Source organism: Arthrobacter alpinus (assembly GCF_001294625.1).
GTDB classification, from domain to species: Bacteria; Actinomycetota; Actinomycetes; order Actinomycetales; family Micrococcaceae; genus Specibacter; species Specibacter alpinus_A.
In genome coordinates this window covers 1,610,882-1,629,968 of record NZ_CP012677.1, presented here as the reverse complement: position 1 = coordinate 1,629,968, position 19,087 = coordinate 1,610,882, and the positions used below count along the sequence as shown (strand labels likewise).

Here is a 19,087-nt window from a genome sequence, read left to right as displayed (position 1 = left end):
TCAGCCACGCTCCCAGAAGCTAGGTCCAACAGGTTCGTGGAAATCGCTCTGCGCAACCAAGTAGCCTTCGCTGTCCACGGTGATGGGCAGCTGCGGCAAGGGGCGAACGGCCGGGCCGAAGATGACCTTGCACTCCTGCGTCAAGTCAAAGGTTGACTGGTGGCAGGGGCAGAGCAGGTGGTGAGTCTGCTGCTCGTAGAGGGCAACAGGGCAACCAACGTGGGTGCAGATCTTGGAGTACGCGACGATGCCGTTGTAGGCCCAGTCTTCGCGACCCTTGGAAGGGTTGAGGTCTTCCGGGTTTAGGCGCATCAGCAAGACGACAGCCTTGGCTTTCTCGTTCAACTTGCCAGCCTCAAGCTTATTCAGCGACTCAGGAATGACGTGGAACGCCGAACCGATGGTGACATCGGAAGCCTTGATGGGTGTGCCATCGGGATCGCGGGCAAGACGCTCGCCCTCTTTCCACAAGGTGTGCCGCAGGGTGTTGCCCGGCAGCGGTCCCAGGTCACGGAAGATGGCGATGGCCGGCAAGGGTGCCAGGGCCATCGCTCCGATGAGGGTATTACGGATCAGCGGGCGACGCTTGATGCCGGTCTCTTCGACGATGTCATCGACGATCGCCAAGGCGGCCAAGCGGTCTTCCTCAGTGCGCAGCTCGTGACGTTCCTCGGAGACCTCGTGGTCGGGCATCAGGGCGCGGGCCCAGTGCACGATTCCAACGCCTATGCCCAACATGGCAAAGGTGACTCCCAGTCCAAGGAATAGGTTCTGCATCCGCAACGTGGCGATGGTTTCATCTAGGCGGATGCCAAAGTAGGCAAAGAAGAAAAGCAAGGTGCCAACGATGGAAATTCCAAACAGAATTGCCACCTGGCGCTCGGCTCGCTTTGCTGCCTTGGGGTCCGTGTCAGCTAGTCGCAAACGATGTGGAGGAAGTCCCGGGTCCTGGAACTTATCCACCTCTTTGTGACCAGCCTTAGCTACGGCGTCCGAGCTTGTCGGCGAGCCGTCACTATGGTTGCCCATAATCCCCTCATCCTTCTCTTATCCCGGATATTTCCCGGGCTCGTAATGTAAGTTTCTCACGGCTGCGAAAAGCAGCCAAAATATTTGGTTCAGGGGCCGGCTATGACGGGCGTGATGTCAACCAGATGGTGAATCCGATGACGACACCCATGACGGCCGTCCAAAGGAAAAGTCCTTCGGAGACAGGGCCGAGTGAGCCGAGCTTGGCTCCGCCGGGGGAGCCTTGGTTTTCAATGGTGTTCAAGAACGTGATGATGTCGCGCTTGCCCTCCGGGGAGATGTTGGCATCATTGAAGACAGGCATGTTCTGGGGTCCGGTGACCATAGCGCTGTACATGTGGCTGTTGGACACCCCTGCTAGGGCGGGTGCGAATTTGCCTCGGGTCAGGGCGCCGCCAGCGGCAGCAGCGTTGTGGCACATGGCGCAGTTGACGCGGAATAGTTCCCCGCCAGCGGCCGCGTTGCCCTTGCCGTCAATGAACTGCTCTTCCGGCAAGGCCGGGCCGTCGCCGAGAGTGGCTACGTATGCAGACAGCTCACGGGTCTGATCGGCGTTGAACTGCTTGGGCTTTTGCCGAGCCTGGGGTCCCTGCATCTGCATGGGCATGCGGCCAGTGCCGACCTGAAAGTCGACGGCGGCAGCGCCTACGCCTGCAAGGGACGGTCCCGCGTCCGTGCCACTGGCGCCGACGCCATGGCAGGTGGCGCAGTTGGCAACGAAGAGCTTCTCGCCTTCTTCAACCTGCTGCGCGGTAAAGGTGGTGGTATCGGCTTTGGCTTCATTCACGGTTGTGACAACGGCGTATAGCCCACCTGTCAGCATGAGCCCCAGCACTAGCAATGCTAGTGCAGCCAACGGATGACGTCGCTTCTGCGAGAGTGCCTTCACTTGGTGGTTCCTTTGATCTGTATTCGGCAGCCCCTAGTGAGAGCCGCAAAAGCTAATTCTGCTTCGTGTTGAAGAAAGCTGGGTATCAGCCTACTTCAGGACGTAGATGACCAAGAAGAGGCCGATCCACACAACATCCACAAAGTGCCAGTAGTACGAGGTGACGATCGCGCTGGTTGCTTCAAAGTGTCCAAACTTTTTCGCAGCGTAGGCGCGGCCAATAATGAGCAGGAATGCAATAAGTCCGCCAATGACGTGCAGGCCGTGGAAGCCTGTTGTCATGTAGAACGCGGAACCATAGGCGTTGGAATTAAGGGTTACGTGCTCGGAGGTCAGCATGGCGTACTCGGTCGACTGACCGGATACGAAGATGGCACCAAGAACGAAGGTCAGCAAGAACCACTCCGTCATTCCCCAACGGGAGAACTGGAAGAGGCGGCCGGTGCGGCGCGGCTGAAGGTTCTCCGCAGCGAATACACCCATCTGGCAGCTGAATGAGCTGGAAACCAGAATGAGCGTGTTCACCAAGGCGAACGGGAAGTTCAGCTTGGCCGTTTCTTCCGCCCACATTCCACCAGTGGTGGAACGCAGCGTGAAGTACATGGCAAAAAGGCCGGCAAAGAACATCAGTTCACTGGACAACCAAACTACGGTTCCTACAGAAACCATGTTCGGTCGATTCAGCGTCGGATGCGCCGGGGTACTGGGGGCATGGGTCGCAGTTGTCACATAGACATTATGTCTATAAAACTCCAGCAATCCCAATGCGAAATGCCGTTTCGGGAATCTTTTTCTACAAACCTGCGAAAACCCGGTTGTTTCACAGGGTTAACCCAGCCGGCTATGCACAGTCGGGTGGGCATGTCAATGGTCACATTGGTTCGTGAAGGCCGAGTTTGCTCTAGGATTTGGAGGGTGAATGCTCAAGATGCGGCACTGCCCGCCGACCCGACGTGGCCCAACCTTATTGCGGCGCTGATGGCTCGTGAAGATCTTTCCGCCGGGCAAACGGAATGGGCCATGAACGCCATCATGGCTGGGAACGCCAACGATGTGCAGATCGCAGGATTTCTTGTTGCGCTTCGGGCCAAGGGTGAGACGGTTGCGGAGGTAGCGGGCCTGGTTGAGGCCATGCTTGCCAATGCTCGGCCCCTAGCAGTTGACGCCGATGCGCTGGACATTGTCGGTACGGGCGGGGACCGCCTGAACACGGTGAATATTTCCACCATGGCCGCCCTGGTCTGCGCGGGAGCGGGCGCCACGGTGGTCAAGCACGGCAACCGTGCTTCCTCCTCCGCGGCGGGATCCGCCGACGTGCTTGAGGCGTTGGGGGTCCGTCTGGACATGCCCCTTGACCTCGTGGCACGTTCTGCCACAGAAGTGGGCATCACATTTTGCTTCGCCAACTACTTCCACCCGTCCATGCGCCACGCAGCTGTTGCCAGGCGTCAGCTGGGTGTCCCCACCGCCTTCAACCTGCTGGGGCCGCTGACCAACCCGGCCCGGGTGGCCGCGTCGGCCATCGGTGTCGCCGACGCGCGCCTGGCACCCCTGGTGGCAGGAGTGCTGGCCGCCCGAGGAGTGCGGGCCTTGGTGTTCCGCGGCAGCGACGGCCTTGATGAACTCACGACGACGGGTCCCTCCACGGTGTGGGAGGTCCGGGACGGCCAGGTCACAGAGTCCACGTTCGACCCGTTGGACGTTGGCATTGCCCGTGCGAGGATCGAGGACCTGCGCGGCGAGAATGCACAGTACAACGCCGACGTCGTGCGAGGAATCCTTGACGGTGAACGCTCTCCGGTTCGCGACGCCGTCGTCCTGAACGCCGCGGCCGGACTGGTGGCCTACGACCCTACGGCTTCCGGGTCGCTGGAGGAGCGCATACGCTTCGCGGCGGCGCGTGCCGAGGCTGCCATTGACAGCGGTGCCGCTGCCAATGTGCTCAAGAACTGGATGGCGCTCTCAGCCGGGGACCTCTAGAGGACATCGTGAGGCGGGGCCGACGGCTTAGTGGCCTAGCCCAATGCGCCGACCGCCGACGCCGCGAGGGAGACAATGTCCTCGTCCGTGGCGTAGTAGCTGGTGTCCTCGGCTTGGGCTGCGGAGGTGACGGGCGCCCCCTGGATATGGTTGATGACCCGTTTGGCTGACAGGTGGACGTTCTCGATTCCCAGTTTGTGAAATGTGGGGAAATCCGAGGTCTCCACGCCGCCACCTGCCATGATGGCCAGCCTTTGGCCACCGGCCGCGGCCATCGCAGCCAGGCGCTTGGTGCCATCACCAGCGCGTGAAGCGCCCCCGGAAGTCAGGATGCGGTGGACGCCCAGCTCGGCGAGCAGGCCAACGGCGGCGACCGCGGAGGCGTCATCGAGGTGGTCGATGGCGCGGTGGAAGGTGATGTGCAGGCCCTGTGCGGCCGCGATCAAGGCCTTCACGGCCGGGACATCGATGGCGCCGGCAGCAGTCAGCGCACCGATGACGACGCCGGTGGCGCCGCCGTCGCGGCAGGCGGCAATTTCCGCTTTCATCAGCTCAACCGTGGCCTGGTCATAGACATAGTCGCCAGGGCGGGGGCGAATGAGCACGTGAATGGGAAGGCCAGGTTGGGCTTGGTGAACCGAGTTCAACAGGCCCTGGGACGGTGTCAAACCTCCCATCTGCAAGGCGCAGCAAAGTTCGATCCTGTCCGCCCCGTAGAGGGCCGCCAGGTTCGCTCCGGGAACGTCTTGGACGGCGATCTCCAGCTGCATCGCCACGCTCAGTGGTCGAAACCGAGTGCGAACGCGGCATCCAAGTCGTGCTGTGAATAGGCCCGGAAGGAAATCTGGGTGGTCGTGGAAACAACTGACTGGACCTTGGAGAGCTTGTCGGCGATCACGTCGGCGAGTTCCTCATGTTTTTCAACACGGGCAATGGCTATTAGGTCCCATTCGCCGGTCACCGAGTAAACCTCGCTGATCCCGGCAATCTCAGAAATCTCTTGGGCGGATTCGGGGATCCGCGAAGCGTCGGTCTTGATCAGGACAAAAGCGGTGATCACAGGTGGGGTCCTTGTCATTGAGGCAGGTTTCGATCGATTTACTTAGTGACGATCGTAACCCAATTGAAACAAAATTTAGCGTTTGCTGGTGCGTCGCAACACGCTTGCCGCGATGGCCCGGTGGCCGAGCAGGAACAAGGCCAACACCAGTGTCGCAACGACGACGAACGCGAAGGCAGCCGTGCCGCCGGACAGGATTCGCAAGGCCATGCCGCCGGAGAGGGTGATGAGCCAGATGCAGACACCGTTGGGCCACAAACGCACTGGTTGGAGCCAATTGCGGGTCACCAGCCAGCCAATGGCCAGGGCAGCCAGGAACGGCCAGGCAGTACTGAACACCCCTGCGATACTCAAGGATTCCGCATGGGAGCTTCTCCCGGATGCGGCGAATGCCACCACCAGCAGGGCGTCAACGGCGACGGCATAGGAGATCAGCAAGGGCGTGGGGCGCGAGGTAGTGAGAGTCACCAGTCAAGTTTAGTCCGTAAACCCTTGTGGATTCTCAAGCGGCCAAAGGGGTACATTACCGGCCAGTAGGGATTGAAGTGGCAGGCGCGCAAGTTTAGGCTTCGCAACAAGAGCGATCCAGACGGGTGCTGGAGATGAGGGAGTGGCGGTTATGGGTGGGATTGGCACGTGTCTGTGGTTCAACGGGCAGGCGGAAGAGGCAGCCAATTTCTATGTGCACCTTTTTGAGAATTCTCGTATTACCGATGTCTCCAGAGGGGGTGGAGACGGCCCCGGCATACCCGGGGACGTCCTGACGATCGCCTTTGAACTGGACGGTAGGGCTTTCCGCGGCCTGAACGGTGGCCCGGAGTTTACGTTCAGTGAGGCGATCTCCTTCGAATTGTTCTTCGAGGACCAGGAAGAGCTCGACTCCAAGTGGAAGGCCTTGACGTCCGACGGTGGTCAGGAGGGCCAATGCGGTTGGCTCAAGGACAGGTTTGGGGTGTCGTGGCAGCTGATTCCCCAGATGCTGCCCACAGTCCTCAACAGTCCCGACCCTGCGGCCAGCCAACGCGCGTTGCAGGCGATGCTGGGCATGAAAAAACTGGACATCGCCGCACTCCAGGCCGCCTACGACGGGGATGCCCCCCCCAAACGGTGACATGTGAGCATCCGCCCAGCCCCTGACTGCGTCGCTGTGACTGCCTGCTTGTTTCCCTTGATCGTGGCGGTGCTGACCCAAATTTAGGCGTCGAATCCAGTCAATGCACCGACGGTGACGATAGCGGGGATTACCGCGAATTTAATCAAATCAACCACCAGTATCGGCACACCCATCCACGGGCTGTCCGTGGTCGGCGCAGGTGAGCCGGTCGTGGTGAAGGTCAACCAGGACGCCGGGATCCGGGCCCTGAAGCTCTCCATCCCAGGCCTGGCAACCATCCCGGCAGGGCGCAGGCCCATCCGACTCCCGGGGGACCTGCCGGGGGAACTATTCAGCGGCCGGTCGTCGACGCCGGAAGAGCAAGGAAAGACGCAGGATCTGAAACGTTAAAGGTGTCTCAGGAACCGCTCAGGGACATCTAGGAATGAACGCCAATTGTGCACCAGCTCAAGGGCCTCCCAGGCGCTTGGCCGAAGCCCCCAGTCGCCAACTTCATAAATGTCGGCACCAGTGAGGGCGGCCAGCACGGGGGAGTGCGTGGAGAGGATAACTTGGGAGTCCCCGTCCTCTAGCAACTGCTGCAACACACTGAGCAGGGACAGGCAGCCCGAGAAGGACAGCGCGGATTCCGGCTCGTCCAGCACCCACAGCCCGCCGCCCTTGAACCGGTCCGTGATCAGCGAGATGAACGATTCACCATGGGACATTTTGTGGAAGTCGATGTCACGGCGACGCGTTGATGGGTTGTCCTCCAGGTAGCTGAAAAAACCGTGCATGGTCTCGGCCCGCAGAAAGTAGCCATATTTGCTGGCGCCGGCGTTGCGGGCGAGTTGCAAGTAGCTGTGGAGCTCGGATTCGGTGCTCCGGCTCTGATGCATGGCGCCCGTGGAGCCGCCCTCGGGGTTCAGGCCGTAGGCAAGCGCAATCGCCTCGACCAACGTCGATTTTCCGGCACCGTTTTCGCCCACGAAAACCGTGGCCTTGCCCAGCGCAAGACCGTCTTGCAAAACCTGCCGCACAGGTGGCAGTGTGGCGGGCCAGGCGTTCAGTTGCGGCCGGTTGAATGGGTTGACGCCCACATGCTTCACGGGTGTTCTGCCAAAGTTCATGGCCCCATTCAAGCAGAGGGGGCTCTGGTTTACATCCAGCAGTGCGGGGCCAAGCAGAGCGCCGCGGTGTCGGAGAGCCCTTGGGGGACCGGGGTGGAACCGCGCGATTTGGTTCAGCCTCCGCAACCAGACTCCACTGCACTCCGGCGAGGCGAGGTACGCGGAGACGGCAAGTTATGTTTTTTCCAGGCAGCGCCGTGGTCACCGCGCCGGTGTCGGTGCGTCGCTCTCGTATGGCAGCACTATCAATTTGGCCCACCAACAGCTAAGGAGTGCACCATGACCACGCTTGAAAGGACGGCCCAACACTGCCCTGCTGGTGATTGACGTCCAGCAGGATGTCGTCGCCAACGCTTACCGCCGCGATGATGTCATGGTCAAGATCAATACACTTCTGGACAAGGCCAGAGCCGCGGGGACTCCTTTATGGACACCACGTTAGCGGGGGTTCTGGCCTTGGCCTGTGTTGGGTATGTGGTGGTGGCCGGGGCCCAAACGGATGCTTGCATCCGGTCGACCATTCATGGCGCATTCACCCGCGGGTATGACGTGACACTTGTCAGCGATGCACATTCGACGTCGGATCTGAGCGGGATGGGTGCTCCGGTGCCTGACCAGGTCATTGTGCACACGAACCTGTACTGCCCTCTACTGCCAGTATCAGCGGGCCCCGGGCCCCGGGCCGTACCGCCAGCGTCCTGGGCACAGATGCGGTAGCGTTCAGCGGCAAGGCGGGAGCTTGAGTACATGGGGTGGCTTGTGAAAAAGTGAAATATCCGACGCTAAGGTTTTGTTGAGCGCCGTAGTGGCCTGTATTTGCCGGGTTTGATCTGGTTGGTGCGTGGCCAGGTGTAGTCGCCGGTGAGGTTGATGTGTTCCCAGCCCGGGGGTGAGAGGAACCGCAGCAGGTCAGGGTCGGTGGTGTTGCCTTCCTGATTCAAGGTGGTGATCGTGCGGTCGAGGTAGACCGTGTTCCAGAGAACGATGGCCGCGGTGAGAAGATTCAGTCCCGAGGCCCGGTAGCGCTGCTGCTCGAAGGACCGGTCGCGGATCTCTCCAAGACGGTTGAAGAATACGGCCCGTGCCAGGGTGTTCCTGGCCTCGCCCTTGTTCAGCCCGGCTGTGACCTTGCGGCGAAGGTTAGGATCTTGGAGCCAGTCCAGCAGGAAGAGAGTTCGTTCCAGTTTGCCCAGTTCCCGCAGTGCGGTGGCGAGGCCGTTTTGGCGGGGGTAGGCGCCAAGTTTGCGCATCATTAAGGAGGCGGTCACTGTGCCGGTCTTGATGGATGTCGCCAGGCGGAGGATCTCGTCCCAGTGCGCGGTGATGGTCTTGGTGTTGATGGTGCCGCCGATCAGCGGCGCCAAGATAGCAAGCTCTGGATCGTTGGTGGGGGTGTAGAGGCGGGTGTCGTCGATGTTGCGGATCCTGGGTGCGAACCGGTATCCAAGCAGGTGCATGAGGGCGAAGAGATGGTCGGTGAAACCTGCGGTGTCGGTGTAATGCTCCTGGATGGCAAGATCGGCCTCGTGATAGAGCAGCCCGTCCAGGACATAGGTCGCGTCCCGGTCACCGACGTTGATGAGTTTGCTGTGGAAGGGCGAATATTTGTCTGAGACATGCGTGTAGATCATCCGTCCGGGCTCGGCCCCGTATTTCGGGTTCACATGCCCGGTGGATTCGGCATGGCTGCCGGCGCGGAAGCGCTGCCCGTCCGAGGACGAGGTGGTGCCATCGCCCCAGTGCGCTACGAAGGAGTGTGCGTGCTGGGTATTGACCAGCTCGGCCAAGGCGGCGCTGTAGGTTTCATCTCGGATATGGGAAGCTTGCTGACGGTCCAATTGGGCGTAGGTGATGCCGGTGCATGACTCGGACATCTTGGTCAGGCCCAGGTTGATTCCGTCGGCAAGGATTGCGGTGAGCAGGAGCTGCTTGTCCTTGGAGAGCTGGCCGGACTTGAGGTTGGTGAAGTGGCGTGTGAACCCGGTCCAGCCATCGACCTCCATCAGCAGGTCGGTGATTCGGATCCGCGGGAACATGGCACTGGCCTGATCGATCAAGGGCTGCGCGTGTTGTGGCACGATCGTCTCGAGCGGGGTGATCTTCACGCCATTTTTGGTGATCAGCACTCCGGGCAGTTCATTACGGGCGGCCAGAGTGTTGACTTGTTGCAGACGTTCGCTGAGCAGCGCAAGCCGGTTCTGGAGATATTCTTCACTGCCGTTGGCTGTGACCAGGGGCAGTTCCCCGGCGTCCTTCATGGCCGTGTAGTCGGAGCCGGCCAGCAGGTAGTCCTTGAAGTCGCGGAATTGCCGGGATCCGGTGACCCACATGTCTCCGGACCGCAGCGCATTCTTGAGTTCCGCCAGGGCGCAGAACTCGTAGAATCCACGGTCTGTGCCGTTCTCGGTGAACACCAGAGGCTTCCACCTGGCCCGAATGAACGACGTGGGTGCATCGTCGGGGATCTTTCGGGCACCGGTAGTATTCACGGTTCGGATGACCTTGATCGCGGCCAATAGGTCTTGCGCAGCGGGGGCTGCTTGGAGGTCAAGGACGGCAAGGAATGACGGTGTGTAGCGGCGCAGCGTGGTGAAGTGGGCGCTGACGAGGGCGAGGTGGTCTTCGAGTGCGGGTCTGGTCAGTTCCTTGGCTTGGGCGATGCTTTCGGCCAAGGATTCCCAGCCGATGGCTGTGTCGATCGCGACGAAGGGGTCCTCCCCGTTTTCCTTCGTTGCGATCAGGGTATCGCCGAGCTTGGAGTGCAGGCGCATCATGGCTGCGACGGTGGCACGGGAGGCTAGGGTGTTCTGGTTTTGTTTGTTCCGGGCGGTGCGAATGATCCGGCCGATAATTCGGTCGTGCAGATCGATGATTTCGTCGGTGATCGTTGCCATGCTTTCCACGGACATGGCGAACAGGGTCGCGTACCGGCGTCCAGGTTCGAACTTGGCCAGATCTGCCGCGGTCATCGATGCGCCCTCGCGGGCCAACTTCAGCAACCTGTTGCGATGCACCAGTTTGCCGGCGTCCCAGGGCAAGCAAAGCGCAGGCCAGGCCGTGAGCCGGTCGATATGCTCATTCATCGCCCGTGCATTGGGTCGCAGTGGTGCCTGCCGCAGCCAGCCGATTTCGGTCAAGGAACTATCGGTGCGGCGAAGCAACAAACCATCCAGACGACCTCGGTGATCCAAGGAGAGTTGCGCACCTAAGACGGCGTAGATTTGCCGGTTCGCCCGGGTCAGGGCCTGCGCGCAGGCCCTTTCAATGATCTCCACCCCGGGCGCGGCAACCTTCCTTGAGCGCAGGAAGTCCCGCGCGCCTTCGACCAAGACAAGGCCCTTGTCAGTTTGTGCGGCCACCTCGCCCATGTGTTCCACGAGCTGGCGAAAATCCGCGATTCCGAACGCGGACATACCCAGATACGCACGAATCTCCCGTCCATGTTCCTGCCGTGTTTCCCCACGCGTCCCATATTCATCCCAGGCCTCGGCCGTGATGGCCAGGCGGGCCGCGACCCAGTCGATCATTTCAGGGGGCACTTCGGTGTCGTCGGCCAGCGCGATACCCGGGTGCCGAAGCAGACACAGCTGGATGGCGAAGCCCAACCGGTTGGCATCTGCGCGGCGTTGGCGAACCAACGACATGTCCGCTTCGCCCAGTGTGTAGTGGGCAGCCAGCTCCTCGGTGCCGGCGGGGATTTCAAGGACTTGGCCGCGTTCGGCAGTCGTGAGCAAGGAACGAAGGGCCATTTTAGAAGTCCTTATCAGTTAGGTGACAGTGCCTCACTGGCATGCCGTGGCCGGGTGATGCGCACGAACGGCCGTTCATGGTTTGGCTAGGTGCCGGTAGATGGTGGGACGGCTAACACCGAATTCCTGGGCGATCTGCTCGACGGTATGGGCACGTTTCCCGTCGGCATCCTTTTCCTCATACATTTCCCTGGCCAGCTTCACCTGACGTGGACCGAGCTTTGGTTTCTGCCCACCGGTCCGCCCACGTGCCCGCGCGGCGGCCAGCCCGTCACGGGTTCGTTCGGACATCAGCGCGTGTTCGAACTCGGCGATCGAACCGATGATCTGGAAGAACATCCGCCCGGCGGGTGTGGACGTGTCGACGCCCTGGTCCAGGACCACCAGGTCCACGCCGCGCTCCTGCAACGTCTTGGACAGCTCTATGAGGTTTTCCAGCGATCTCCCGAGCCGGTCCAGCTTGGTGACAACGAGCTGATCGCCGGACCGGTTAGCCGAGAGCAGCGCCTTGTCGAGTTCGGGCCTACGAGCGAGTTTCCCGGAGGCAGTGTCGAGGAACACCTGCTCGCATCCCGCCGCGTGCAGTGCATCGTGTTGGGCCTCGGGGTGCTGATCGCGTGTGGAGACACGCCCGTATCCGATTCGCATGACCGAAATGTATCACCAACCTAGTTGAGCGTTACATTGGCGCGTACACGGGAAGCGTTACAAAATCGACAGTGGGAATCCGTGGGCCATGGAACCGGAGGAGAAGTGTCTCGCGAACGATCGTTACCGGTCGGCGTCCGGCTTAGCGCCGGATATTCGACAAATTCACAAGTCACCCTTCCGTGACCGGGGCGGTGCCGCCGGTGACGGCTGCCTTCGTGTGTTGGTTCGCGCCGTCGTTCCCGGAGTTGTACCGGTACCTCAACGAGCTCGAGACCTTGCAGGTATTGAAGGCACAGCTGGCGGTCCCGCGGGTATCGGTGGTGGAAGCCAGATTCGAGGCCCGGTCGTAGGTGTAGGTGATGGTCCCGCCGCTGGCTGTGTTCGACCGGGACGTCAAACCATTCCAGCGGATTATACCCGTAGGACGTGGTCCCGGAGGGTCTGCCCATAATCCCTATACCTGATCGTCACGGCCGGCGTCCCGTCCGGAAAAGTGGTCCCGGTCAAAATTCTATCTCTCCGCATTTTTGTTGGACGGATGACGGTTCTTTCTCTGCCGCCAGAGCAACGTTATGAAGAAAATGATCATTAGGCTAACGGGGGCTGCGGCCCATTGGCTCGTGCTGGTCAGTGCCAGGACCAGAGCTGCCGCTAGGGTGGCGAATATGATCGCATAACCCCATTTGTAGGATGTTCGCACTTATCCTCCGTAGGGGGTGTCGTAACACTGCTGACCGACGGTTGCAAGGCCCCCAACAATGCCACCTAGCCCAGCGACGACACCAAGAAATCCAACGCCGACTTCAGTTGTGAGAAGACCGGCACCGAAAGCTGCGTAGCCGCCAATCGTTGTTGCAACTCCGCCGATACAGCCCCCCACGTCCCTTCCCGTGGGGTCGGTGTTGTTGATGGGGTTGTTGGCGGCGTAGGCGTAGCGGTTGGCGTTGGCGGGGTCCAGGGGTGCATCGAGGGTGTCTTGTTGGGTCCAGCGCCCGGTGGTGGGGTTGTACCAGCGGGCACCGTATTTGACCCAGCCGGTGGTGCGGTCTTGGAGTCCTTGTTTGAAGGTGTAGGGGGTTTGGTCGGTGGCGTTGCCGCCGGTGTCTTTGGTGATGGTCTGCACACCGTAGGGGTCGTAGGCGGAGGCGACGGCGACGTAGTTCCCGGCAGTGATCAGGGCGGTGGGGTTGCCGGTGCCGTCGGTGATGTAAAGCGATGCCATACCCGCGCTGGTGCGCAGCATGAGCGGTTCCCCGGTGACCGGGTCGTGCTCAATGTAGGCGGTCCCGGCGTCTTTGCTGAGTTGTTCGATGATGGGCTGGCCTTCGGCGTCGGTGCGGCCGTAGGTGAGTTTGTAGTACCCCTTCGGCGTGGATTCAGCCAACAGCTCGTTTTGGGAGGCACCGGCGTAGGTGTAGTTGTACGTGGTCCCGGACTTGGTCACCTGGGTCATTTGCTGGGCGCCGTTATAAGCGTAGGTGCCTTTCGGATCCTGTGTGAGGTTCCCGGTCCCGTCGTAGCTGTAGCCGGTGGTGCCGATCTGGTTCGCCGGGTTCGCGTTGAACGTCTGGCTGGACGGGGTCGTCCCGGTGGTGGTGGCGGTGAGCCGGTTACCCCGGACGTCGTAGGTGTAGGTGTACGTGGTTGGGCTGGTGCCGCCGGTGACGGTGGCCTTCGTGAGCCGGTTGGCGGTGTCGTAGCTGTAGGCGGTGACCGCATTGGTGAGGTTGTCCTTCACCCATTGAATATTGGACCGGTCCGCACTCGTCGTGGTGGGGCAGATCGGGGCGGTGGAGCCGGCCGCGTGGCAGTAGCTCAGGTCCATCACGGGCCGGTTGTCGGCGTCCCCGGTGCCGACCTGGGCGGTGGTGCGGGTGACCCTCCCGGTGGTGTCGTAGTCGGTGTGGGAGTGCGCGGCCCAGCTCGTGTGTGCGGGGTTGGCGTCCATCCAGGTGTCGGTGCGCCGGCCCCGGCTGTCGGTGGCGAACGCGAGCACGTGCGTTGCCCCGTTGTACTGATACAACAGGGAGGTGGGGACACCGGAGTCGTCGTAGGTGTAGGTGGTGGTGCCGCGGGTGTCGGTGGTGGAGGCCAGGTTGGAGGCCTTGTCGTACCCGTAGCTGATGGTCCCGCCGCCGGCGGTGTTGACCCTGGATGTCAACCGGCCCAGCTGGTCGTACCCGTAGGTCGTGGTCCCGGCCCCGTCCACCCGGGTGAGGGTCTGCCCGTTGTCGTTATAGGTGTAGGCCACGGCCGCGGTGCTGTCGGAGAAGGTGGTGGAGGTCAGCCGGTCATCGGCGTCGTACCCGTAGGTCGTGGTCGTACCCCGTCCGTCGGTGGCCGTTAACGCCCGGCCCCACGAGTCGTAGGTGAAGGCCCTTGCACCGAGGGAGGAGCCCGTGACCGGGGACACGGAGGTGAGTTGGTGGTCCGTGTTGTAGGTGTAGAGGGTTTTGTTGGAACCGTTTCCCGGGGCCAGGGCGGTGGCGACGGTGCCGTCGGGGTTGTAGCTCAGGGTCGCGGTTGCCGCGGTCGCGTCGGTGGAGGTGAGCATGTTCCCGGGACCATCGAAGGTGTAGAGGGAGGTGTTGCCGGCGTCGTCGGTGGCCGAGGAGGCCAGGTATTTCGTGGCCGCGGCCGTGTTGGCGTAGGCGGCCTGCCCGGTGGCTCCGCCGGGGGATTGGGAGGCGGTGATCGATTGGCCGGTATTCGCCCCGTACGTGTTGGTTGTCGTCCCCGCCGTGGTACCGGTGCCCTGCGTCGCGCTCAGGGTGTCGAAGTCAGCGGTGTAGGTCTTCGATTGTGCCCGGCCTGCCGCATCGGTTGCCGCGGTGACCCGGGCGTTGGCATCCAGAGTGTACGTGGTATGCGCGACGGTCGAGACAGCCGATCCCTGGTCCGTGTTCGGCCCGGCAATCAGGGTCTGTGAGCCCGTCGGATAGGCGAACCGGGTGATCGAATTCCCCGGTGAGCCCGGAGCGGTATTCGTCCTGGTGATCGAGGTGACCCGCCGGGAACTGTCATAGGTGAAGGACACTGTCCCGCCCGTGGGCGGGGTGATGGAATAGATCAATCCCCCGGTGATGGAGACGCGCGTCGTTTTCCCGGCAAGGTCGGTGTAGCCGGTGAACACCCCGTACGGGTCGTGGGCCAGGGACACCGTCCGGGTCGTCGTGCCGCTGCCCTGGATGATGGACGCGATCGTGCCAGTGGCGGAGTTATACGTCAGCTTCGCGGTCCGGGCTGCGGTGCCGCCCCTGGTGGCCGTCACCGTGGTGGGGTTACCACCGGTGGCCCAAGTAATGGTCGTCGCGTTGCCGTTGCGGTCCTTGACCGTGGTCGGGTGCCCGTCGGCATTGAAGACCACCACGGTCGCACTCGTGCGGGACGTCAGGGACCAACCGGAGGAGGTTTTCACGAGGTCCGCTTTCACCCCCGCCGGGGCCGTGTAAGCGGTGGTGGAGCCGGAAACGGGGGTGAAGAGGGCCGAGTAGCCGTCCCCCGCAGTGTAGAGAATACCGGTCGGGGCGGTCGCCAGGGTCCCGGCGGAGGCAACATTCAGGGTCCAGCGTGCCCCGGCCAGCCCCGTGTCGGTGTTTTGGGACAAGGAATTAAACGTCGCCCCGATCCCGGTATCACCATTGATGCCCGGCAGCGTCATGGCGTTCACACTGACGAAGAGGTTACCCGTGCCGACGTCCACGCTGGCGCCGACATGATCATTGATCGGGACAGGTAACCGTGTCGCGCCCGGACGCGAACCCAACAACCCCGTGGTCGCGAGATCTGCAGTGGCAGCGGGGGCGATCGCGGCCTGCGCCGGAGTGATCGCCACGCCCAGCAGCACCAGGCTCAAGACCCCCGCGAGGGTGATTTTGCCGAGGGAATTCGGTGGTCGTCGTCCGTGTTCTTGCCCCGCAATCATGGACGTGTTTTTGGCGCGGCCGTGTACACCCTCAAAACTCATGATTCCCCCAATAAGAGACCCAAATAAAGAGACCCCGCGAAGAGCTGATAAACGTGACGCTATACCAAAAACCATCCGTTGCCCAGAGCTAAAAGCCTCAAACGTCAAAAGCAAGTACTCGGATATTTGCGCCCACGACTACCCATTCCGCCGGCCCGGGAAACCATGTACTGTCCCGTGCTATATGCCCTTCCACCGGGCGAGCACGAAACGGGAAGACCCTTAAGGAGTTCGCGACTGCTTACATCGATTCACTGTCAAATGCGAAAAACCCATTTGAGTTGATGGGTGAACGAGCATTGCTTCAGGGGAGCGAAGGCGCGAGTGTCAATGGTGCCAGCTGAGAAGAGTCGTGGATTTGCCATGCCCGACGCTGCTAGCTTCATTGAGTTTGGGGTGTTCCCCGGGGCGTGGTGTTAGGTGCCTATAAAGGGTCGGACGCACCCAAAGCAGGCCTACAGGCTGCCCGCGAACAGGAAGGGTCGGCGGCCGCAAGCGCGTCATGACGGACTCCAAAATCCGCTCCGCACGAAGGGTCCTCAGCCAAGGCGCACCGCCCAGGGAATTTGTTGCCAGCCTCGGAGTTTCGACGCCCACGCTGTACCGCTGGGTTCCGGCCAGGGACCCCGAAGCAGTTGCCGTCCCGTTGCTCGGACTTGGCGCAGACGGCTGTTGAAGAAGTGCGGGTCCGGTTTGTGGGCGTCCAAGGTCGTGCCTCCGGGCAAGATCACAACCCAGCCCCTTGAAGCAGGATCCTTTGGACGGCCGGCAAATGCAGGCCACTACGACGCTCGACAAAACCTTAGCGTCGGATATTCAACTTTTTCACAAGCCACCCCTAGCAGGCCGCAACCGAATCAACATAGACCTCATCACGGCCAACTGGCCGGACATGCTCCGCCTTGCGGGCTCATTGACTGCTGGGACCGTGCGTGCCTCGGAAATCCTGAGAGTCACCCAGGGCGGTGGGACAGCAACCCTGCTTGGAAAAGCGTTGGCGGAGTACGGCAGAATAGCCAAAACCGAGCACCTGCTGGACTTCATCGATGTTGACGAGGGCTACCGACGCCAAATTCATACGCAGTTGACACTGCAGGAGTCCCGCCACGCCCTGGCCAGACTCATCTTCCACGGCAGGAGGGGCCAGATACGCCAGTCCTACCGGGAAGGGCAGGAAGACCAACTCGGAGCTCTTGGCCTGGTCCTGAACGCCGTCATCCTGTGGAACACCCGCTACCTGGACGCGGCGCTCACCGAGCTCCGTGACCAAGGTGTTGCTGTCGCCGACGAAGACGTACAACGGTTGTCTCCGCTGGTATCAGAACACATCAACATGCTAGGCAGATACACCTTCACCGTCACTCCTGCAGAAACGCAGCTACGACCCTTCCGGAATCCCAATGAAGATCAGGAGGCCTGAACGTAACCCGTTCACCGGGATAACTCCCACCGAACTGGATTTAAGTCAGGACCTGCTTGAAGAGCGCTGGATAGTCAGCATCAGCTAGATCCAGAGATATTGCCTCGTCCAAACTGAACCATCCAATGGCGTCATGCTCATCGGGTGCGGCATTGACGATGTCACCATCCCATTTTTCAACTAGCCATACTTCCTTGAACATTTCAGCGTCTTGCCGTGTCAGTATCGCTTTCCCAGCAGGCGGACTAATCTTCACACTCAACTCTTCTCGAAGTTCACGTACAAGAGCTTGTTGGCCGTTTTCGTCCAGCTCGAGGTGGCCTCCCGGGAAGTCCCAGACGTTGGGATACCGTGCCTTCGATGATGATCGGTGTACGAGAAACACGCGTCCCGCGCGTACGAGCATTCCGCACGAAACGTAGTGCATCAAAGGTTCTTCCATGGGAGGAGTCTACTTACGATCCAACGCGGCGGGTCCCAGAACCATCGCCCGTAAGCCGAACCTCCTACGGGACAGTCGCCGGCCTGCTGGCGGTGTCAGGTTATCTAGCCCGGATCTGATGCCAAGCGAGCGTGCGTATGCATGTCATGCCATCCGTCTGCATGGTGCACCTGTTGACGCTTCACACCTTCCGCGGGGTAACCGCTCTTTTGGGCGACCCTGCATGAAGCAGGGTTGTTAACGGAGTGCGCGAGCTCAAGTGTGTGGAAGCCTGCACGACCGAAGGCCCATGCAGACAACTTGCTTAGCGCTAAAGGTGCCACGTTGGCGCCGCGGCCTTCAGGAAGAATCCAGTAAGAAAATTCACCGGAACCGTTCTCTAGGTCGATGCGACGTAGACTGATCTGTCCAATCGCTTCCCCGCCGCGAGTTATTGCCCAGCCCGCACCGGACTCGTCTTGCCAGCGGGCGATCCAGTGGAGCACCCATTCCTTGGCGTCATCGATGGTCATGGTCTTTCCATGCCATTGCATGATTGCCGGGTCTTGGTAGGCCTGCACCACTACGGGAACGTCAACGAGGTCCCATGGCCGGAGCACTAGGTCATCGACTTCTAGGACGGGCTGTTTCCGCCGGGCAAAGTCGCCTAACGGTATTACTGGCTCATTCAACTTCGGGATCGTCCAATCTGATCACTACAGCATCTTGACGGGGCATTCAGATGCTTAGTCAATAACAGCCGCGACGGCTTCAATTTCTACGAGCTGGTTCGTGTAGCCGAGAACAGTGACGCCCATTAGGGTGCTCGGAACGTCGTGGTCACCGAATGCTGCACGAACCACTTCCCATGCTGCTACGAGGTCTGCCTGGTCTGAGGAGGCAACAAGGACACGTGTACTGATGACGTTATCCACGCTAGCGCCTGCGGCTTCTAGGGCAATGCGCATGTTCTCAACAGCTTTGGCGGCTTGTACGCGGTAATCGCCGACCCCAGCAGTCGATCCATCCTGGTTCAACGGGCAAGACCCTGCCAAAAAAATGAGGCGTGCGTTGCTTGGAGCGGTCGCCGCGTAAGCATACTCAGCAACATCGGAGAGTTCTTCAGACCGAATAAGTGTGACCAAAGGCTGCCGCATGCTTGTCCTCATTTTGTATTAGCTATTAATTGAGTCCCACCATATCGGAGGAAACAATTGCCCGAACACCACCTGTTCCGGTCAGAAATCAGGGCAGCACCTGATTGAAGAGTGCTGGGTAGCCGTCATCGGCTAGGTCTAAGGACATTGCCTCGTCCAACCTGAACCATCCGATGGCGTCGTGTTCATCGGGTGCAGCATTGATGATCGCACCTTCCCACGCTTCAACCTTCCATATTTCTTGGAATATCTCAGCATCCCGGCGGGTCAGCAGCGAGTGCCCAGTCGGCGGAGTGATTTCTACGCCCAACTCTTCTCGAAGCTCCCGCACAAGCGCTTGACGACTATTTTCGCCCCGTTCAAGGTGACCTCCCGGGAAGTCCCAAACATTCGGATATCGTGCCTTCGACGACGACCGGTGTACAAGAAGCACCCGCCCCGCGCAGATAAGCATTCCGCACGACACCTGATGCACGCAAGATTCATCCATGGGTCGATTTTACGGGCGAGTCCACCGGTGGGCGAGCGATAGGTTCGGCAT

At 60.9% G+C, this 19,087-nt stretch carries 21 protein-coding genes and 1 pseudogene; 7 read left to right on the top strand and 15 right to left on the bottom strand.

What is annotated here, in order from left to right:
* The 3 genes from AOC05_RS07225 to AOC05_RS07215 all read right to left on the bottom strand — a co-directional run bounded on the left by AOC05_RS07225 (position 1) and on the right by AOC05_RS07215 (position 2,647).
* Positions 1 to 1,029, bottom strand: a complete 1,029-nt coding sequence (locus AOC05_RS07225) for a ubiquinol-cytochrome c reductase iron-sulfur subunit (protein ID WP_062006653.1) — start codon at positions 1,027 to 1,029, stop codon at positions 1 to 3.
* Between the two features lie 100 nt (positions 1,030 to 1,129).
* Positions 1,130 to 1,918: a c-type cytochrome gene (locus AOC05_RS07220; RefSeq protein WP_062006652.1), complete on the bottom strand. Its 789-nt coding sequence runs from the start codon at positions 1,916 to 1,918 to the stop codon at positions 1,130 to 1,132.
* A 90-nt stretch (positions 1,919 to 2,008) separates the two neighbouring features.
* A complete protein-coding gene (locus tag AOC05_RS07215) occupies positions 2,009 to 2,647 on the bottom strand; it encodes a cytochrome c oxidase subunit 3 (protein WP_186760728.1) in 639 nt (212 codons plus the stop codon).
* A 249-nt stretch (positions 2,648 to 2,896) separates the two neighbouring features.
* Here AOC05_RS07215 and trpD point away from each other — a divergent pair, with 249 nt between their 5' ends.
* On the top strand, positions 2,897 to 3,898 hold the full coding sequence (gene trpD, locus AOC05_RS07210) for an anthranilate phosphoribosyltransferase (protein ID WP_230085669.1): 1,002 nt from the start codon (positions 2,897 to 2,899) through the stop codon (positions 3,896 to 3,898).
* 35 nt (positions 3,899 to 3,933) lie between these two features.
* On the opposite strand, the gene AOC05_RS07205 is transcribed toward trpD, so the two are convergent.
* The 3 genes from AOC05_RS07205 to AOC05_RS07195 all read right to left on the bottom strand — a co-directional run bounded on the left by AOC05_RS07205 (position 3,934) and on the right by AOC05_RS07195 (position 5,426).
* Positions 3,934 to 4,668, bottom strand: a complete 735-nt coding sequence (locus AOC05_RS07205) for a copper homeostasis protein CutC (RefSeq protein ID WP_062006649.1) — start codon at positions 4,666 to 4,668, stop codon at positions 3,934 to 3,936.
* Between the two features lie 8 nt (positions 4,669 to 4,676).
* Positions 4,677 to 4,958, bottom strand: coding sequence for an Lrp/AsnC family transcriptional regulator (locus AOC05_RS07200; protein WP_062006648.1), 282 nt, complete (start codon positions 4,956 to 4,958; stop codon positions 4,677 to 4,679).
* 75 nt (positions 4,959 to 5,033) lie between these two features.
* Complete coding sequence (locus AOC05_RS07195; RefSeq protein ID WP_231687193.1) at positions 5,034 to 5,426, bottom strand: DUF3054 domain-containing protein; 393 nt, start codon at positions 5,424 to 5,426, stop codon at positions 5,034 to 5,036.
* Positions 5,427 to 5,577: 151 nt separating this feature from the next.
* On the opposite strand from AOC05_RS07195, the gene AOC05_RS07190 reads away from it, so the two are divergent.
* Positions 5,578 to 6,069, top strand: coding sequence for a VOC family protein (locus AOC05_RS07190; RefSeq protein ID WP_062009485.1), 492 nt, complete (start codon positions 5,578 to 5,580; stop codon positions 6,067 to 6,069).
* Between the two features lie 114 nt (positions 6,070 to 6,183).
* Positions 6,184 to 6,462: a hypothetical protein gene (locus AOC05_RS07185; protein ID WP_062006646.1), complete on the top strand. Its 279-nt coding sequence runs from the start codon at positions 6,184 to 6,186 to the stop codon at positions 6,460 to 6,462.
* Here the strand turns inward: AOC05_RS07185 and AOC05_RS07180 are convergent.
* Entirely contained in the window at positions 6,459 to 7,181 is a 723-nt protein-coding gene (locus tag AOC05_RS07180) for an AAA family ATPase (protein WP_062006645.1), read from the bottom strand. The two genes, AOC05_RS07185 and AOC05_RS07180, sit on opposite strands and share 4 nt — an antisense overlap.
* 319 nt (positions 7,182 to 7,500) lie before the next feature.
* On the opposite strand from AOC05_RS07180, the gene AOC05_RS20085 reads away from it, so the two are divergent.
* Positions 7,501 to 7,623 carry a hypothetical protein gene (locus AOC05_RS20085; protein WP_230085668.1) on the top strand — a complete coding sequence of 41 codons (123 nt, stop codon included), beginning with the start codon at positions 7,501 to 7,503 and terminating at the stop codon, positions 7,621 to 7,623.
* A complete protein-coding gene (locus AOC05_RS18810; protein ID WP_230085247.1) occupies positions 7,608 to 7,898 on the top strand; it encodes an isochorismatase family protein in 291 nt (96 codons plus the stop codon). The genes AOC05_RS20085 and AOC05_RS18810 overlap by 16 nt, the downstream gene beginning before the upstream one ends.
* Positions 7,899 to 7,963: 65 nt before the next feature.
* Here AOC05_RS18810 and AOC05_RS07175 read toward each other — a convergent pair whose 3' ends face one another.
* The 4 genes from AOC05_RS07175 to AOC05_RS07155 all read right to left on the bottom strand — a co-directional run bounded on the left by AOC05_RS07175 (position 7,964) and on the right by AOC05_RS07155 (position 15,548).
* Positions 7,964 to 10,930 (bottom strand): Tn3 family transposase, encoded by a 2,967-nt coding sequence (locus tag AOC05_RS07175; protein ID WP_062006644.1) that lies wholly within the window; start codon positions 10,928 to 10,930, stop codon positions 7,964 to 7,966.
* Between the two features lie 75 nt (positions 10,931 to 11,005).
* Positions 11,006 to 11,578, bottom strand: a complete 573-nt coding sequence (locus AOC05_RS07170) for a recombinase family protein (RefSeq protein ID WP_062006643.1) — start codon at positions 11,576 to 11,578, stop codon at positions 11,006 to 11,008.
* 172 nt (positions 11,579 to 11,750) lie between these two features.
* A complete protein-coding gene (locus AOC05_RS07165; protein ID WP_062006642.1) occupies positions 11,751 to 11,978 on the bottom strand; it encodes a hypothetical protein in 228 nt (75 codons plus the stop codon).
* Between the two features lie 303 nt (positions 11,979 to 12,281).
* Positions 12,282 to 15,548, bottom strand: coding sequence for an RHS repeat domain-containing protein (locus tag AOC05_RS07155; protein ID WP_062006640.1), 3,267 nt, complete (start codon positions 15,546 to 15,548; stop codon positions 12,282 to 12,284).
* 502 nt (positions 15,549 to 16,050) lie between these two features.
* On the opposite strand from AOC05_RS07155, the gene AOC05_RS18805 reads away from it, so the two are divergent.
* Both AOC05_RS18805 and AOC05_RS07150 read left to right on the top strand, forming a co-directional pair.
* Positions 16,051 to 16,224 (top strand): hypothetical protein, encoded by a 174-nt coding sequence (locus tag AOC05_RS18805; RefSeq protein ID WP_230085246.1) that lies wholly within the window; start codon positions 16,051 to 16,053, stop codon positions 16,222 to 16,224.
* A 171-nt stretch (positions 16,225 to 16,395) separates the two neighbouring features.
* Positions 16,396 to 16,968 (top strand): annotated as a pseudogene (locus tag AOC05_RS07150) (Tn3 family transposase); the annotation flags it as partial.
* 40 nt (positions 16,969 to 17,008) lie between these two features.
* On the opposite strand, the gene AOC05_RS07145 reads toward AOC05_RS07150, so the two are convergent.
* From AOC05_RS07145 to AOC05_RS18800, 4 genes are all read right to left on the bottom strand, one after another.
* The gene (locus AOC05_RS07145; protein ID WP_082357822.1) at positions 17,009 to 17,410 is read right to left on the bottom strand and encodes an NUDIX domain-containing protein; all 402 of its coding nucleotides are present in this window, start codon (positions 17,408 to 17,410) and stop codon (positions 17,009 to 17,011) included.
* A 104-nt stretch (positions 17,411 to 17,514) separates the two neighbouring features.
* Positions 17,515 to 17,970, bottom strand: a complete 456-nt coding sequence (locus AOC05_RS07140; protein ID WP_231687223.1) for a GNAT family N-acetyltransferase — start codon at positions 17,968 to 17,970, stop codon at positions 17,515 to 17,517.
* A 165-nt stretch (positions 17,971 to 18,135) separates the two neighbouring features.
* Complete coding sequence (locus tag AOC05_RS07135) at positions 18,136 to 18,546, bottom strand: RidA family protein (RefSeq protein WP_062006636.1); 411 nt, start codon at positions 18,544 to 18,546, stop codon at positions 18,136 to 18,138.
* Positions 18,547 to 18,634: 88 nt separating this feature from the next.
* Positions 18,635 to 19,036 (bottom strand): NUDIX domain-containing protein, encoded by a 402-nt coding sequence (locus AOC05_RS18800; RefSeq protein ID WP_082357821.1) that lies wholly within the window; start codon positions 19,034 to 19,036, stop codon positions 18,635 to 18,637.
* Between the last annotated feature and the right edge of the window lie 51 nt (positions 19,037 to 19,087).